This window comes from Janthinobacterium sp. 35 (assembly GCF_002754575.1).
Taxonomy (GTDB): domain Bacteria; phylum Pseudomonadota; class Gammaproteobacteria; order Burkholderiales; family Burkholderiaceae_D; genus Janthinobacterium; species Janthinobacterium tructae.
On the sequence record NZ_PEFN01000001.1, the window covers coordinates 5,115,698 to 5,133,272 of the forward strand.

4 protein-coding genes are annotated in these 17,575 nt (G+C 64.5%); all 4 read left to right on the forward strand.

The features are described from left to right. Positions 1-1,944 (forward strand): branched-chain amino acid ABC transporter ATP-binding protein/permease, encoded by a 1,944-nt coding sequence (locus CLU93_RS22860; protein ID WP_099763445.1) that lies wholly within the window; start codon positions 1-3, stop codon positions 1,942-1,944. A 10-nt stretch (positions 1,945-1,954) separates the two neighbouring features. Then, positions 1,955-2,677 (forward strand): ABC transporter ATP-binding protein, encoded by a 723-nt coding sequence (locus CLU93_RS22865; RefSeq protein ID WP_099763446.1) that lies wholly within the window; start codon positions 1,955-1,957, stop codon positions 2,675-2,677. Positions 2,678-2,972: 295 nt separating this feature from the next. Further along, positions 2,973-4,631, forward strand: a complete 1,659-nt coding sequence (locus tag CLU93_RS22870; RefSeq protein ID WP_099763447.1) for a ShlB/FhaC/HecB family hemolysin secretion/activation protein — start codon at positions 2,973-2,975, stop codon at positions 4,629-4,631. Between the two features lie 31 nt (positions 4,632-4,662). Further along, positions 4,663-17,559: a YDG domain-containing protein gene (locus CLU93_RS22875; protein ID WP_099763448.1), complete on the forward strand. Its 12,897-nt coding sequence runs from the start codon at positions 4,663-4,665 to the stop codon at positions 17,557-17,559. Positions 17,560-17,575: the final 16 nt, after the last annotated feature.

Sequence of the window (17,575 nt, forward strand, 5' to 3'; positions counted from 1 at the left end):
ATGAACAAGAAATTCACCATGCTGGCGCTCTGCGCGGCGGGCCTGGCCGCGCTCGTGCTGTTCCCGATTGTCATCCCCAATCCGTATTACATCCACCTGGCCGAGACCATCCTGATCTACGCCATCCTGCTGTTCGGCCTCGACATCGTCGTCGGCTACACGGGGCAGGTGTCGCTGGGCCACGCTGGCCTGTTCGGCATCGGCTCGTATGCCACGGGCGTGCTGGTGTTCAAGCTGGGCCTGTCGTTCTGGCTGGCCATCCCCGCCAGCATCGTGGGCGCGGCCGTCTTCGGCGCCATCCTGGCCTTGCCGGCGCTGCGCGTGACGGGGCCGTACCTGGCCATGGTGACGCTCGCTTTCGGCACCATCATACAAATCCTGATCAATGAAATGAGCTTCCTGACGGAAGGGCCGATGGGCATCAAGATCCACAAGCCCGTCCTGTTCGGGCACAAGCTCTCCGAGGTGGAGTACTACTACATGGTCGCCGCGCTGATGGTGATCTCGCTGGTGGTCGTGCATCGCATCCTGAAGTCGAACCTGGGGCGGGCGTTTGAAGCATTGCGCGACAGCCCCATCGCCTCGGACTGCATGGGCGTGTCCGTGTATCGCTATAAAGTGTATGCGTTCGTCATCAGCGCCGGCTTCGCGGGCCTGGCCGGCAGCCTGTATGCGTATTCGGAAGAATATATCTCGCCCAATACCTACAACTTCGAGCTGACCATTCTGTTCCTGCTGGCCGTCATCATGGGCGGGCGCAAGACGCGCTCGGGCGCCTTGATCGGCGCGCTGATCGTCGTCATGCTGCCCAGCCTGCTGGCGGACATCGAGTTGTTCCGCAAGATCGCCGTGGCCGCCGCCGTGCTGGGCGTGATCGGTTCCGCCTTCATGCTGGCCAAGAAGCGTTCCACCGTGCGCGGCGTGCTCGTGCCGCTGGTCGCCACCATCGGCCTGGCCGCGTATTCCTATAAGCTGGACAATATGATCGACTGGCGCCTGACCATCTTCGGCCTGATGACCCTGTTTGTCGTGTACTACCTGCAAGATGGCATCGTCGGCTTCCTGATGAGTTTTGTAGGCAAGGGCCGGCGCCATGTGCAGGCGGTGGCCTCGCACGGCGTGGCGCCTTTTGACCACGCCCAGGGTGGACAGCGCGGCGAAACGCTGCTGCGCGTGGACCAGGCCCTGATGCAGTTCGGTGGCCTGAAAGCGCTGAACCAGGTGGACTTGAACGTCACACAGGGCTCCGTGCACGGCTTGATCGGGCCGAACGGCTCGGGCAAGAGCACGATGATGAATGTGCTGACGGGCATCTACAAGCCGACGGCGGGCAAGGTCGAATTTGCCGGTGCCGTCATTTCCGGCCGCACGCCGTCCGAAATCGCCCTGGGCGGCGTGGCGCGCACCTTCCAGAACGTGCAGCTGTTCGGCGAGATGACGGCCACCGAAAACGTGCTGGTGGGCTTGCACAATACCTTCAAATCGAACGTGCTGGACGTGATGCTGCACACACCGCGCTACAAGCGCGAAGAGCGCCTGGCGCGCGAGCGGGCCGCCAGCATCCTCGAATTCGTCGGCCTGGCGGACCTGGCCAACGAAGAGGCGCGCAATCTGCCGTATGGCAAACAGCGGCTGCTGGAAATCGGCCGCGCCCTGGGCCTCAATCCGCGCCTGCTGCTGCTCGACGAACCGGCGGCGGGCCTGACGGCGCCCGACATCAAGGAGCTGATGGCCATCATCCGCAAGATCCGCGACCACGGCATCACCATCATCCTGATCGAGCACCACATGGACGTGGTGATGGCCCTGTCGGACGTGGTGACGGTGCTGGACTTCGGCCAGAAGATCGCCGAAGGCGCACCCGCGCTTGTCCAGAGCGATCCGAAAGTGATCGAAGCCTACCTGGGCGGCAGCGCCGACACCCTGAGCCCCGCGGCGCACTGAGAGGAAGACCATGCTGACCATTCAAAATCTGCACGCCGCCTACGGCAAAGTCGAAGTCTTGCACGGCATTTCGCTTGAAGTCCCGAAGGGCAAGCTGGTGACCCTGATCGGCTCGAACGGCGCCGGCAAGACCACCACCATGCGCGCCATTTCCGGCATGCTGAAACCCAAATCCGGTACCGTCACCCTGGGCGGCAAGGATGTCACGGGGCTCGACTCGCACCGTATCGCGCGCGCCGGCCTGGCCCATTCGCCGGAAGGCCGGCGCGTGTTCGCCTCGATGTCGGTGACGGACAACCTGCTGCTGGGCGCCTTTCCCCGCTTTACGCGTTCGCGCCCGAAAGGCGACATCAAGGGCGACCTGGACAAGGCCCTGGAACTGTTCCCCCGTCTGAAAGAGCGGCGCGACCAGCTGGCCGGCACCTTGTCGGGCGGCGAGCAGCAGATGCTGGCCATGGCGCGCGCCGTCATGCTGAACCCGGAAGTGATTCTGCTCGACGAACCGTCGATGGGCCTGGCGCCCATCCTGGTCGAGGAAGTGTTCCGCATCATCACGCGCCTGAAAGGCGAGGGCGTGACCATGCTGCTGGTGGAGCAATTCGCCGCCGCCGCCCTGAACGTGGCCGATTACGGCTACGTGCTGGAAAACGGCAGCATCTCCGTGCACGGCCCGGCCGAAAGTCTGAAGACCGATCCGAAGGTGATCGCCGCGTATCTTGGGGGCGGGCATTGAGAGGACATTCGACGCGCATTTCCAGCTCACTGCACTGACCGCAGCGGCACGCTCGCGCCGGGCCGCTGCCGCAGTTTCCGCCAACGCAGGCGACCATACAAGACCGCTTGCCGTCAAATTGACCGGAAACTGCTTGATCGACGCGCCGTTGGAACATTTGGCGCGCCAAACTCGCCAGGAAAGCGAATCGATGAGCACTTCCTTATAGAACGGGAGTGTTGCAATGTAGGAACTATTAAGTTAATATCTGGCAACTATACTGCCCACTGCTGATTCTGTGATCGAGAGGATTCTTTTGCGCGCCAAACTCCTGCCCCTGACCTTGTTGCTGGCGATCCAGTCCGCCTGGGCCGTCGACCCGCCGAACGCAGGCAGCCAGCTGCAGCAGATTCCCGTCGCGCCTCAGTTGCCGAAGGCGCCGCCGGCTATCCGCGTGCAACAGGGCAATGTTCCGGCCACCACGGTGGGCGATACCACGCGCATCACGGTACAGCGCCTGCAGGTGACGGCGCCGCCCGTGTTTACCGAGAGCGAACTGATCGCCAGCACGGGTTTCGTGCCGGGCAGCGAGCTGACCCTGGGCGAGCTGCGCGCCATGGCCGGTAAGATTGCCAGCTATTACCAGCAGCGTGGCTATTTCCTCGCGCAAGCGTATCTGCCTGCGCAGGATATCGAGGATGGCGTGGTGCACATCAGCGTGCTGCCGGGCCAGTATGGGCAAGTGCAGCTGCGCAACCAGAGCAAGTTGTCCGACGGCCTGGCCGGCACGATATTGGCCGGTCTCGACGGGCAAGTGATTTCCACGCCGCCGCTGGAGCGGCGCTTGCTGCTGCTGTCGGACTTGCCGGGCGTGCAGGTGAGCTCGACCCTGGCGCCGGGGGCCTCGCTGGGCGCGTCCGACCTGATCGTCGAGGTGCAGCCGGGATCGCGTTTCAACGGCAGCATCGACGTCGATAACCAGGGCAACCGCTACACGGGCCGCAACCGCATCGGCGCCACCTTGAACATCAATGAACTGGCCGGCATCGGCGACGTGGCCAGCGTACGCGCGTTTACCTCGGCCGACGGCTTGAACTACGGCCGCCTGGCGTATCAGGGCCAGGCCGGTTTGCTGCGCCTGGGTGGCGCCTACACGTATATGGATTACAAGCTGGGCAAGGAATTTGCCGTGCTCGAGGCCAAGGGCACGGCGAAGATCGCCAGCGCGTATGGCAGTTATCCGCTGATCCGCTCGCGCAGCAGCAACTTGTATGCGCAAGTCAGCTACGACGACAAGACCTTCCAGGACCGCACGGAATCGACGGGCAGCGTCAACGACAAGAAAGCCAAGGTCTGGCTGTTCAATCTCAACGGTGATAGCAAAGATAGCGTGGGTGGCGGTGGCATCAGCAATTATTCGCTGACCTACACCACCGGCAAGATCGACATCGAAACGCCGCAGGCGCGCCTGATCGACATGCTGACGGTGGATACCCACGGCAGCTTCCACAAGCTGGGCCTGACGGCCTCGCGCCTGCAAAGCCTGGGCGCCGAGACCAGCTTCTTCGGCATCGTCAACGCGCAGACGTCGTCGAAAAACCTCGATGTGTCGGAAAAAATGGGCCTGGGCGGCGTCGGCGGCGTGCGCGCCTATCCGGGCGGCGAGGCGTATGGCGACCAGGGCTATGTGCTGAATCTGGAACTGCGGCAGAGCCTGCCGGCCTTCACGACCGTGGCCGGCCAGCTGCAGCTGGTCGGCTTTGCCGATACGGGCACGGTCAAGCTCAACCGCAATGCCTGGAGCGCCGGCGAGAACCGCCGCACCCTGAGCGGCGCCGGCGTGGGCGTGACGTGGACGGGCGCCAATGCGCTCGTCCTGAAAGCGTATTACGCACACAAGCTGGGCAATGCCAAGGCGACGTCCGCACCGGACTCCGCCGGCCGCTTCTGGCTGCAAGCCGTCAAGTACTTCTAATTAATACAAGCTAAAAAATCAGGACACCGCCATGAACCGCATCTACCGCTCCATCTGGAACCAGGCCACGGGCGCTTACGCCGCCGTGTCCGAAAACGTCAAATCCGCCGGCAAGCGCTCGATGCCAGGATGCAGCGGCGGCGGGGCGCATTTCGCCTTGACCAGCATGGCGGCGGCGCTGATGCTGGGCTACGGCAGTCTGGCGCTGGCGGGGCCGGCGGGCGGCACCGTGGTGGCGGGCCAGGCAACGATCAATGGCGCGCCGGGCGCCACGGTGATCAACCAGGGCAGCCAGAACGCCGTCATCAACTGGGCAAACTTCAATATCAACAAGGGCGAGTCAGTGCAATTCGTGCAGCCGAACAGCAATGCGGTGGCGTTGAACCGCGTACTGGGCAGCGATGGCACGACCATCCTCGGCAACTTGTCGGCCAACGGCAAGGTGTTTATCGTCAACCCGAACGGCGTGCTGTTCGGCCAAGGAGCCTCGGTCAACACGGCGGGCCTGGTGGCCTCCACCTTGGATATTTCCAACGCCGACTTCATGGCCGGCAAATACCAATTTAGCGGCAATGGCACGGGTAAAGTCCTGAACCAGGGTTCGATCAGCGCGCCGGGCGGCTATGTGGCCTTGCTGGGCGCCAATGTGTCGAACGAGGGCACGATCCAGGCACGCCTGGGCTCGGTGGCCCTGGCGGCGGGCCGCGCCATCACGCTGGACGTGGCGGGCGACGGCTTGCTCAATGTCGCCGTCAACGCGGGCGCCGTGGGCGCTTTGGTCAGCAATGGCGGCATGATCAAGGCTGACGGCGGCAGCGTGGTATTGACGGCGCAGGCGGCCGGCGACTTGCTGAAAACCGTCGTCAACAACACGGGCGTGATCGAGGCGCAGACGATCGATACGCGCAGCGGCACGATCAAGTTGCTGGGCGACATGCAGAGCGGCACGGTGAACGCGGCCGGTACGCTGGACGCCAGCGCGCCGGCGGGTGGAAAGGGCGGCTTCATCGATACCTCGGCCGCGCATGTAAATATTGCCAAGGGCATCAATGTGACGACCAAGGCGGCCAATGGCCTGTCCGGCACCTGGCTGATCGACCCGGTCGATTTCACGATCGCCGCGTCCGGCGGCAATATGACCGGCACCGACCTGATGATCGGCCTGAGCAACGGCTCGGTGCAGATCCAGAGCACGGACGGCACTGGCGGCACGGCCGGCGACGTCAATGTCAACGAAGCGATTGCCTGGTCGGCCAACAAGCTGACCCTGACGGCGCAAAACAATATCAACATCAACAAGCCGATGACGGGCACCGGCACGGCCAGCCTGGCACTCGAATATGGCCAGAGTACCGTCGCGTCGAGCAATGCCGCGCATATCACGATCAAGGCCGAGGTCAATCTCCCCTCGGGCAATAGTTTCAGCACCAAGCAGGGCAGTGACGGCACCACCAAGATCTATACGATGATCACCAGCCTGGGCGCGGCCGGCAGCGTCACTGGCACCGATTTGCAAGGCATGAGGAATCTCATGTCGGGCAACTATGCGCTGGGTGCGAATATCGACGCCAGCGCCACGTCCACATGGGGCGCCAACGGCTTCATCGCGATCGGCACCAATACTACGCCATTTACGGGGCAGTTCGAGGGTCTGGGCCACGTGATTACCGGCTTGACCAGTAACACCAGCACGAGCAACGTCTCGGCCGCTCTGTTCGGTACGATCACTACGGCTGCGCAGATCCGCAATGTCGGCCTGCTTAACGTCAACCTGAGTTCCAGCGTGCCGGGCAGTGGTTCCTATGGTAATGTGGCAGGAGTGGTGGGTTCCAATAGCGGCTTGATCAACAATGCCTATGTGAGCGGCAGCCTGAGCACCCCGGGCTATGCGTATATCGGCGGCCTGGTTGGCAAAAACAGCGGCACCATCCTCAACAGCGGCAGCAGCGCCACGATCAGCGTCACCAACGCGACGCTCGATACCGTGATTGGCGGCCTGGTGGGCCTTGGCACCAAGGCCAGCAAGATCACTGGCAGTTACAATACGGGCGCCGTCACCGCTACCGCCAAGCATACCGGTGGCGGCCTGGTCGGCATTAATTACGGCGCCATTACCAACAGTTTCAATACTGGCGCGGTAGCGGTCGGTATCGACGCCGGCGGCCTGGTGGCCAGCAACCGTGGTTCGACTGCCGTGATCAACAACAGCTTCAGTACCGGCGCCGTGTCGGCCAACGGCCATGTTGGCGGGCTGGTGGGCTGGACCACCTCCTCGGCGCAGATCAACAACAGCTATGCCACCGGCACGGTGACGGGCCTGGGCCTGGGCGGTCTTGCCAGCGCCAGCGTATCCACGGGTGGACTGGTCGGCAATAACCGCTCGTCGATCAGCAACAGTTACGCCACCGGCGACGTCACGGGCGCCACCAGCTCGGTGGGTGGCGTGGTCGGCGCCAACGGCACCAGCACTGCGGGCGCCTCGGTCACCAATGTCTATTCTTCCGGCAAGGTCACGCTGACCGGCACCGTCGCCGGCACCACTGTGGCAGGCGGCGTCATCGGCTTCAACAACGCAACCGCGACGATCACCGGCGGTTACTTCAATTCCACCGTCAACCTGGGTTCCGCCATCGGCGACGGCACTGGATCGAAAACCAAGGTGAAGGGCCTGAGCGCGACAGAGATGCGCACGGGCGCCAGCTTCGACAACTTCAGTTTCACCACCACCACCAGCCAGTCGGGCAACAACTGGGTCATGGTCAATACCGACGGCACGCTGAACAATGCGGGCGGCGCGCTGGGCGCCACCGGACCGATGTTGTCGTCCGAGTACAGCACCACCATCAAATCACCGCATCAATTGCAATTGATGGCGATGAATCTGGCCGGCAATTACACGCTGGCCCGCGACCTCAATCTGGCGGCCACTGGCACCACGGGCGACGTCTGGAATGGCGCCACGTTCGTGCCGGTCGGCACCAGCACGGCGGCGCCATTCACCGGCACCTTCGACGGCGCCGCCCATGTCATTTCCGGTCTGGTGCTGAACCGTCCGGGCATCGACAGTACCGGTCTGTTCGGCGCCACCTCCAGCACGGCGGTGATTCGCGACGTGGGCCTGGACGGCGGCAGCGTCAACGGCGCCACGGATACCGCTACGCTGGTCGGCAACAATGCCGGCACCATCAGCGGCAGCTACAGCACCATGAGCGTGACCGGTACCGCCAACACGGGCGGCCTGGTCGGCAACAACAGCGGCACTGTCAGCAACAGCTACGCCACGGGCGCCGTGAACGGCACCAACACGGTGGGCGGCCTGGTTGGCGTCAATTCCGGCGCCTTGACCAATAACTACGCCAACGGCGCGGTCACGGGCAGCAGCAATACGGGCGGCCTGGCGGGCGCCAGTACTGGCAGCGCTACCGGCAACTTCTGGGACACCGCCACCAGTGGGCAGGCCACCAGCGCCGCTGGTACGGGGTTGACCACCACGCAAATGAAATCGCCGGCCAGCTACACGGCGGCGACCTGGGACCTGGCTGGCACCTGGATCATCTACGACACCTATACCTACCCCTTGCTGCGCGCCTTCATGACGCCGTTGCAGGTCAATTTTGCCGCGAACAACAGCAAGACCTATGACGGCACCAGCACCTTTACGGCCACCGGTGTCACCGCCAACCGGTCTGGCGCCTATGCATCGCTGCTGGGCACTTTGAGCGCCAGCGCGGCAGGCAACGCCGTCAACGTCGGCACTTACGCCATTACCGCCGGCGGCCTGTATTCCGGCCAGCGCGGCTATATCATCAGTTACGGCGCAGGCACGGTGACCATCGACAAGAGGGCGGTGACCGTGAGCGGCATGACGGCCAGCGCCAAGGTCTATGACGGCAATGCCACGGCCAGCCTGACGGGCGGTACCTTGAGTGGCCTGGTGGCCGGCGAAACCGTCAGCTTCTCCGGCCAGGCCGGCGCGTTTGTCGACAAGAACGCCGGTACCGGCAAGAGCGTGACCGTGAGCGGCATCACGCTGGCCGACGGTGCTAACCTGGCCAGCAATTATTCGGTGACCAATCCGACCGACGTGACGGGCGACATCACGCCCAAGGCGCTGACCGTGACGGGCGCGACGGCTGGCAACAAAGTCTATGACGGCAACACCAAGGCCACGGTCAGCGGCGGCGCATTGAGCGGTCTGGTCGGTTCGGAAACGCTGGGCCTGTCCGGCCTGTCGGGCGTGTTCGCCGACAAGAACGCCGCTACCGGCAAGGTGCTGACCATCAGCGCCACGCTGGCCGACGGCACCGGCCTGGCCAGCAACTACACGGTCAACAACCCGACCGGCGTCACGGCCGATATCACCCAGGCCACCATCAACACGGTGAGCAATATCGTGGCCGCCAGCAAGGAGTATGACGGTGCTACCTCCGCCACGGTCAGCAATGCCGGCGCCACCTTTGCCGGCATGGTCAATGGCGACGTCTTGAACGTCAGCGCCACCTCGGCCAACTTCATCGACAAGAACGCCGGCAGCGGCAAGGTTGTCAATGCCAGTGGCCTGACCCTTGGCGGCACGGACGCGGCCAACTACAACCTGACCGCTGGCAGCGGCAGCGGCAGCGGCGCCATCACGCCCAAGGCATTGACCGTGTCCGGCGCCGTGGCTGGCAACAAGACCTATGACGGCAGCACGGCGGCGGCGGTCACCGGCGGCACTTTGAGCGGCATGATCAACGGCGAATCGCTCAACCTGGGCGCGCTGTCGGGCGCTTTCGCCGACCAGAACGCCGGCACCAGCAAGGCCGTGACGGTCAGCGGCGGCACCTTGTCCGACGGCGCTAACGGCGGCCTGGCCAGCAACTACACGCTCGCCAGCGTGACGGGCCTGACGGCTGATATCGCGCAAAAAGCCTTGACGGTGAGCGGCGTGAGCGTGGCCAGCAAGAGCTATGACGGCAACACCAAGGCGACCATTTCGGGCGGTACCCTGAATGGCCTGGTGATTGGCGAAACCCTGACCCTGTCTGGCCAGAGCGGCGCATTCAATGACCAGAACGCGGGCAACGGCAAGGCGGTGACCGTGACCGGCGCCACCCTGGGCAATGGCTCTGGCCTGGCCAGCAACTACACGGTCAGCAATGCCACCGGCGCCACCGGCAATATCACACAAAAGGCGCTGACGGTGACCGGCGCAACGGCGGCCGACAAGGTCTACGATGGCGGCACGGCGGCCACCGTGAACGGCGGTACCCTGGACGGCCTGGTCAGCGGGGAAACGCTGGGCCTGTCCAGCCTGATCGGCGTCTTTGGCGACAAGAATGCGGGCGCAAGCAAGACCGTGACGGTGACCGGCGGCGCGCTGTCCGACGGCACGAACGGCGGCCTGGCCAGCAATTACACGGTCGGCGCGGTGACCGGCGTCACCGCCAGCATCACGCAAAAAGCGCTGACGGTCAGCGGCCTGGCCGCCAGCGCCAAGGCGTATGACGGTAATACCAAGGCCAGTCTGACGGGCGGCACCCTGAACGGCCTGGTGGTGGGCGAAACCGTGAGCTTCTCGGGCCAGAGTGGCGTGTTTGCCGACAAGAACGCGGGCACCGGCAAGGTCGTGACCGTTACCGGCACGACGCTGGTCGACGGCAGCGGCCTGGCCAGCAATTATTCGCTGGCCAATCCGACTGGCGTGACCGGCGATATCACCAAAAAAGCGCTGACGATCACCGGTATCACGGCCACCAACCGGGCCTACACCGGCGGTACCGCGGTCAGCCTGGGCGGTACCGTGATTCTCGACGGCCTGGTCGGTGCGGAAGGCGTGGGCGTGGGCGGCATGGTCGGTGTGTTTCTTGATAAGAACGTCGGCACCGGCAAGGCCGTCACCATCACCGGTGCGGTCATGACCGTGGGCAGCAACGGCGGCCTGGCCAGCAACTACACGATCAGCAACCCGACCGGCGTGACGGCCAATATTACCAAGGCCACCATTTCCGCGGTCACCAATATCGTGATCGACAGCAAAGTCTACGACGCTGGCCTGAACGCCATCGTCAATGCGGCCGGCGCCACGTTCGGTGGCATCAAAAGCGGCGACAGCCTGACGGTCAACGCCACCACCGCCACCTTCGCCGACAAGAACGTCGGCACCGGCAAGACGGTTAATATCAGCGGCATCGGGTTGGGCGGTACGGACGCGGGCAACTACAACCTGACCACCACCACCGGCAGCAGCACCGGCGCCATCACGCCGAAGGCGCTGACCATTATCGGCATGTCGGCCGTCAGCAAGGCCTACGACGGCAACACCAAGGCCAGCGTCACAGGCGGCTCAATCAGCGGCCTGGTCGGCGATGAAACCCTGGGCGTGACGGGTTTGACGGTTACTTTTGATGACAAGAACGCCGGCACCGGCAAGGCGGTGACGGCGACCGGCACGACCCTGGTCAACGGCGGCAACGGCGGCCTGGCCAGCAACTACACGATGGCCAACCCAACCGGTTTCACGGCCAATATCACGCCGAAAGCGCTGACGGTATCGGGCATGACGGCGGGCACGCGCGCCTATGATGGCACCAGGGCCGCGACCCTGGCCGGCGGCAGCCTGAGCGGCGTAATCAGCGGCGAAACGCTGGTCTTGTCGGGCGGCACCGGTGTGTTCGTTGACAAGAATGCCGGCAACGGCAAGGCCGTGACGGTGTCTGGCGTCAGCCTGCTTGACGGCACGGGCCTGGCCAGCAATTACAGCGTGACCAACCCGACCAATGTGACCGGCTCCATCACACAAAAAGTGTTGAGCGTCACCGGCGCGCTGGCGGCTGACAAAACCTATGATGGCGCGCTCGATGCGAGCATCACGGGCGGCAGCCTGAGCGGCTTTGTCGGTTCGGAAACGGTCGGCCTGGCAAGCCTGGCCGGTGCGTTTGCGGACAAGAACGCCGGCAGCGGCAAGGCCGTCAGCATCACCGGCGGCACTTTGTCCAACGGCAGCAATGGCGGCCTGGCCAGCAATTACTCGGTCGGCCCGGCCAGCGGCCTGATCGCCAGCATCACCCAAAAAGCCTTGAGCGTCACCGGCGTGGCGGCCGCCAACAAGGTCTATGACAGCACCACCAAGGCAAGCGTGACCGGCGGCAGCCTGAGCGGCCTGGTCGGCTCGGAAACCCTGGGCCTGTCCGGCCTGTCGGGTGTCTTTGTCGACAAGAACGCCGGCACCGGCAAGACCGTGACGGTCAGCGGCGCGACGCTGGCCGACGGCACCGGGCTGGCCAGCAACTACACGGTCGGCAACCCGACTGACGTGACGGCCAATATCAGCAAATCCAATATCGGCGGGGTCAGTAACATCGTCGCTGGCAGCAAGGTATATGACGCCACGGATACGGCCACCGTCAGCAATGCCGGCGCCACGTTTGCCGGCATGTTCAATGGCGACAGCTTGCGCGTCAGCGCTACCTCGGCCAACTTCATCGACAAGAACGCCGGCAGCGGCAAGGTTGTCAATGCCAGCGGCCTGACCCTGGGCGGGACCGATGCGGGCAACTACAATCTGACGGCCACCACCGGCACGGGCACGGGTACCATCACGCAGGCGCAAATTGCCAGCGTGAGCGGCATCACGGCCGCCGGCAAGACGTATGACGCCACGGATGCGGCCACCGTCAGCAATGCCGGCGCCACGTTTGCCGGCATGGTCAATGGCGACAGCTTGAACGTCAGCGCGACCTCGGCCAACTTCATCGACAAGAACGCCGGCAGCGGCAAGGTTGTCAATGCCAGCGGCCTGACCCTGGGCGGGACCGATGCGGGCAACTACAATCTGACGGCCACCACCGGCACGGGCACGGGTACCATCACGCAGGCGCAAATTGCCAGCGTGAGCGGCATCACGGCCGCCGGCAAGACGTATGACGCCACGGACACTGCCATCTTGAACGCCGGCGCCACCTACAACGGCATGTTCGGCGGCGACAGCCTGACGTTTACCGCCACCAAGGCCGCGTTCAGCGACAAGAACGCCGGCACCGGTAAAACGGTCAACGTCAGCGGCATCGCACTCGGTGGCGCGGATGCGGGCAACTACACCCTGGCCAGTGACACGGCCACCGGCACGGGCGATATCGCCAAGGCGACCATCACGGGCGTGAGCAGCTTTGCGGCCGCCAGCAAGACGTATGACGGCACGGATACGGCCACCGTCAGCAACGCCGGCGCCACGTTTGCCGGCATGGTCAATGGCGACAGCTTGAACGTCAGCGCGACCTCGGCCAACTTCATCGACAAGAACGCCGGCAGCGGCAAGGTTGTCAATGCCAGCGGCCTGACCCTGGGCGGGACCGATGCGGGCAACTACAATCTGACAGCCACCACCGGCACGGGCACGGGCAGCATCAGCCAGGCGCAAATTGCCAGCGTGAGCGGCATCACGGCCGCCGGCAAGACGTATGACGGCACGGATACGGCCACCGTCAGCAACGCCGGCGCCACGTTTGCCGGCATGTTCAATGGCGACAGCTTGAACGTCAGCGCGACCTCGGCCAACTTCATCGACAAGAACGCCGGCAGCGGCAAGGTTGTCAATGCCAGCGGGCTGACCCTGGGCGGGACCGATGCGGGCAACTACAATCTGACGGCCACCACCGGCACGGGCACCGGCGCCATCACGCCGAAGGCGCTGACGATTACCGGCATGTCGGCCGTCAGCAAGGCCTACGACGGCAACACCAAGGCCAGCGTGACGGGCGGCTCGATCAGCGGCCTGGTTGGCACGGAAACCCTGGGCGTGACGGGTTTGACGGTTACTTTTGATGACAAGAACGCCGGCACCGGCAAGGCGGTGACGGCCACTGGCACCACCCTGGTCAACGGCGGCAACGGCGGCCTGGCCAGCAACTACATGATGGCCAACCCAACCGGTTTCACGGCCAATATCACGCCGAAAGCGCTGACGGTGTCGGGCATGACGGCCGGTACGCGCGTGTATGACGGCACCACGGCCGCGACCCTGCTTGGGGGCAGCCTGAGTGGCGTAATCAGCGGCGAAACGCTGGTCTTGTCGGGTGGCACGGGTGTGTTCGTTGACAAGAACGCCGGCAACGGCAAGACAGTGACGGTATCTGGCATCAGCCTGCTTGACGGCACGGGCCTGGCCAGCAATTACAGCGTGACCAACCCGACCAATGTGACCGGTTCCATCACACAAAAAGTGTTGGGCGTCACCGGCGCGCTGGCGGCTGACAAAACTTATGATGGCGCGCTCGATGCGAGCATCACGGGCGGCAGCCTGAGCGGCTTTGTCGGTTCGGAAACGGTCGGCCTGGCAAGCCTGGCCGGTGCGTTTGCGGACAAGAACGCCGGCAGCGGCAAGGCCGTCAGCATCACCGGCGGCACTTTGTCCAACGGCAGCAATGGCGGCCTGGCCAGCAATTACTCGGTCGGCCCGGCCAGCGGCCTGATCGCCAGCATCACCCAAAAAGCCTTGAGCGTCACCGGCGTGGCGGCCGCCAACAAGGTCTATGACAGCACCACCAAGGCAAGCGTGACCGGCGGCAGCCTGAACGGCCTGGTCGGCTCGGAAACCCTGGGCCTGTCCGGCCTGTCGGGTGTCTTTGTCGACAAGAACGCCGGCACCGGCAAGACCGTGACGGTCAGCGGCGCGACGCTGGCCGATGGCACCGGGCTGGCCAGCAACTATACGCTCAGCAATCCGACCGGCGTGACGGCCAATATCAGCCAGGCCACCATCAGCTCGGTGACCAATGTGGTGGCCGACAGCAAGGTCTATGACGGCGGTACCTCGGTCACGTTCGGTTCGGCCACGGCCACCTTCAACGGCATGTTCAGCGGCGACAGCCTGGGCATCGGCGCCACCAAGGCCGCGTTCAGCGACAAGAACGCCGGCGCCGGCAAGGGCGTGACGATCTCTTCCCTGACCCTGGGTGGCCTTGACGCGGCCAACTACACGCTGGCGAGCACCACCGCGACCGGCACCGGCAGCATCACGCCGAAGGCGCTGACGATTACCGGCATGTCGGCCGTCAACAAGGTGTATGACGGCAGCACCAAGGCGACCTTGTCGGGCGGGTCGATCAGCGGCCTGGTCGGCACGGAAACCGTGGGTGTGACGGGCTTGAGCGCCACCTTCGATACCAGGGACGCCGGCACAGGCAAGACGGTGACGGCGACCGGTTCGACCCTGGTCAACGGTGGCAATGGCGGCCTGGCGGCCAACTACACGATCAGCAACCCGACCGGCCTGATCGCCAGTATCACGCCGAAAGCGCTGACGGTATCGGGCATGACGGCCGGCACGCGCGCCTATGACGGCACCACGGCCGCGACCCTGGCCGGCGGCAGTTTGACGGGCCTGATAACGGGCGAGACGCTGCTGGTCTCGGGCGGCACGGGTGTGTTCGTCGACAAGAACGCCGGCAACGGCAAGGCCGTGACGGTATCGGGCATCAGTCTGCTTGACGGCACGGGCCGGGCCAGCAATTACACGGTCAGCAATCCGACCGGCTTGACGGCCAGCATCACGGCCAAGGCCTTGACGGTAGACGGTCAACTGGCTGGCAACAAGGTCTACGACGGCAATGCAGAAGCCAGCCTGTCCGGTGGCGCCTTGAGCGGCCTGGTGGCCGGCGAAAGCCTGGGCTTTGGTGGCCAGAGCGCCGTGTTCAGCGACAAGAACGCGGCCAATGGCAAAGCCGTGACGGTGACGGGTACAACCCTGGTCGATACCGCCAGCGGCCTGGCCAGCAACTATACGGTCAGCAACCCGAGCGGCTTGACGGCCAGCATCACGGCCAAGGCCTTGACGGTGGCGGGCCAACTGGCCGGCAATAAAGTCTACGACGGCAATACAGTCGCCAGCCTGTCCGGTGGCGCCTTGAGCGGCCTGGTGGCCGGCGAAAGCCTGGGCATTGCGGGTCAGACTGCCGTGTTCAGCGACAAGAATGCGGCCAATGGCAAAGCCGTGACGGTGACGGGCACAACCCTGGTTGACACGGCCAGCGGCCTGGCCAGCAACTACACGGTCAGCAACCCGAGCGGTTTGACGGCCAGCATCACACCGAAAGCCTTGACGGTGGCGGGCCAGTTGGCTGGCAACAAGGTCTACGACGGCAATACGGCGGCGCAATTGTCCGGCGGCGTGCTGGCAGGCCTGGTGGCGGGTGAAAGCCTGGGCATTGCGGGTCAGACAGCCTTGTTCAGCGACAAGAACGCGGCCAATGGCAAAGCCGTGACGGTCAGCGGCACGACCCTGGTCGATACCGCCAGCGGCCTGGCCAGCAACTACACGGTCAGCAACCCGACCGGCTTGACGGCCAGCATCACGGCCAAGGCCTTGACGGTAAGCGGTCAACTGGCTGGCAACAAGGTCTACGACGGCAATGCAGAAGCCAGCCTGTCCGGTGGCGCCTTGAGCGGTCTGGTGGCGGGTGAGGCATTGGACATTGCGGGTCAAACTGCCGTGTTCAGCGACAAGAACGCGGCCAATGGCAAAGCCGTGACGGTCAGCGGCACGACCCTGGTCGATACCGCCAGCGGCCTGGCCAGCAACTACACGGTCAGCAACCCAACCGGCTTGACGGCCAGCATCACAGCGAAAGCCTTGACGGTGGCGGGCCAGTTGGCCGGCAATAAAGTCTACGATGGCAATGCAGAGGCGAGCCTGTCCGGTGGCGCCTTGAGCGGCCTGGTGGCGGGTGAAAGCCTGGGCATTGCGGGTCAGACTGCCGTGTTCAGCGACAAGAATGCGGCCAATGGCAAAGCCGTGACGGTGACGGGCACAACCCTGGTTGACACGGCCAGCGGCCTGGCCAGCAACTACACGGTCAGCAACCCGACCGGCTTGACGGCCAGTATCACACCGAAAGCATTGACGGTGGCGGGTCAACTGGCTGGCAACAAGGTCTACGACGGCAATACGGCGGCGCAATTGTCCGGCGGCGTGCTGGCAGGCCTGGTAGCGGGCGAAAGCCTGGGCATTGCGGGTCAGACTGCCGTGTTCAGCGACAAGAACGCGGCCAATGGCAAAGCCGTGACGGTGACGGGCACGAGCCTGGTCGACACCATTACCGGTCTGGCCAGCAACTACACGGTCAGCGACCCGACCGGCTTGACGGCCAGCATCACGCCGGCCAGCCTGCTGGTGCGCGCCACGGGCGCCGCACCGCGCGTGTATGACACCACCACCAACGCCAGCGTGACTTTGGATGACAACCGTATCGCCGGCGACGTGCTGACCATCAGTAATAGCGGCGCCAGCTTTGCCGACAAGAACGCCGGCGCCAACAAAACGGTGACGGTGAACGGCATTGCCCTCGGCGGTACGGATGCCGGCAATTACACGGTCAACGCCACGGCGACGACCACGGCCAGCATCACGCAGGCGGAACTGGGGGTGAAGGTGGGCAATGCCGAGAAAGACCAGGGCAATGTCAATCCGGCCTTTACGGCCAGCTACACGGGCTTGCTGGGCAACGACACGCTGGCGAACGAGGTCAGCGGCAATCTGGCGTTCAGCACGCCGGCCACCATCGCTACGCCATCGGGCAGCTATCTGGTGTCGGCGGCCGGCCAGACGTCGACCAACTATGCGTTGACGTACACGCCGGGCGTGCTGACCGTCAAGCCGACCGAAGCGCGGCAAAGCGCGGTGGCCAGCGTGATCGCGGCGGTCAATGTGGCGCCATCGCAGGGCAATATGGTACAGGCCGATGTCGTGGCGAAAGGCGAAACAGTGACCAGCAAGGAAGACGTGGTGCAGGTGGTGGCGGAGCGCGGCCAGCCGCAGCAGGGCAGCACGCCGGTGGTGCTGACGACGGCATCGGTGAACAGCAATGTCTTGCCGGGCTTGCGCCTGAGTGTGGTCGATACGGGCCTGCGACTGCCTGTGACGGCTGGCAACACCAGCATCGACAGCCAGTAAGCATGCGCTAACCGGG

What these genes read in the sequence shown, in the direction of transcription:
- CLU93_RS22860 (WP_099763445.1), top strand. Translation starts at nt 1, where the DNA reads ATGAACAAGAAATTCACCATGCTGGCGCTCTGCGCGGCGGGCCTGGCC.
- CLU93_RS22865 (WP_099763446.1), top strand. Translation starts at nt 1,955, where the DNA reads ATGCTGACCATTCAAAATCTGCACGCCGCCTACGGCAAAGTCGAAGTC.
- CLU93_RS22875 (WP_099763448.1), top strand. Translation starts at nt 4,663, where the DNA reads ATGAACCGCATCTACCGCTCCATCTGGAACCAGGCCACGGGCGCTTAC.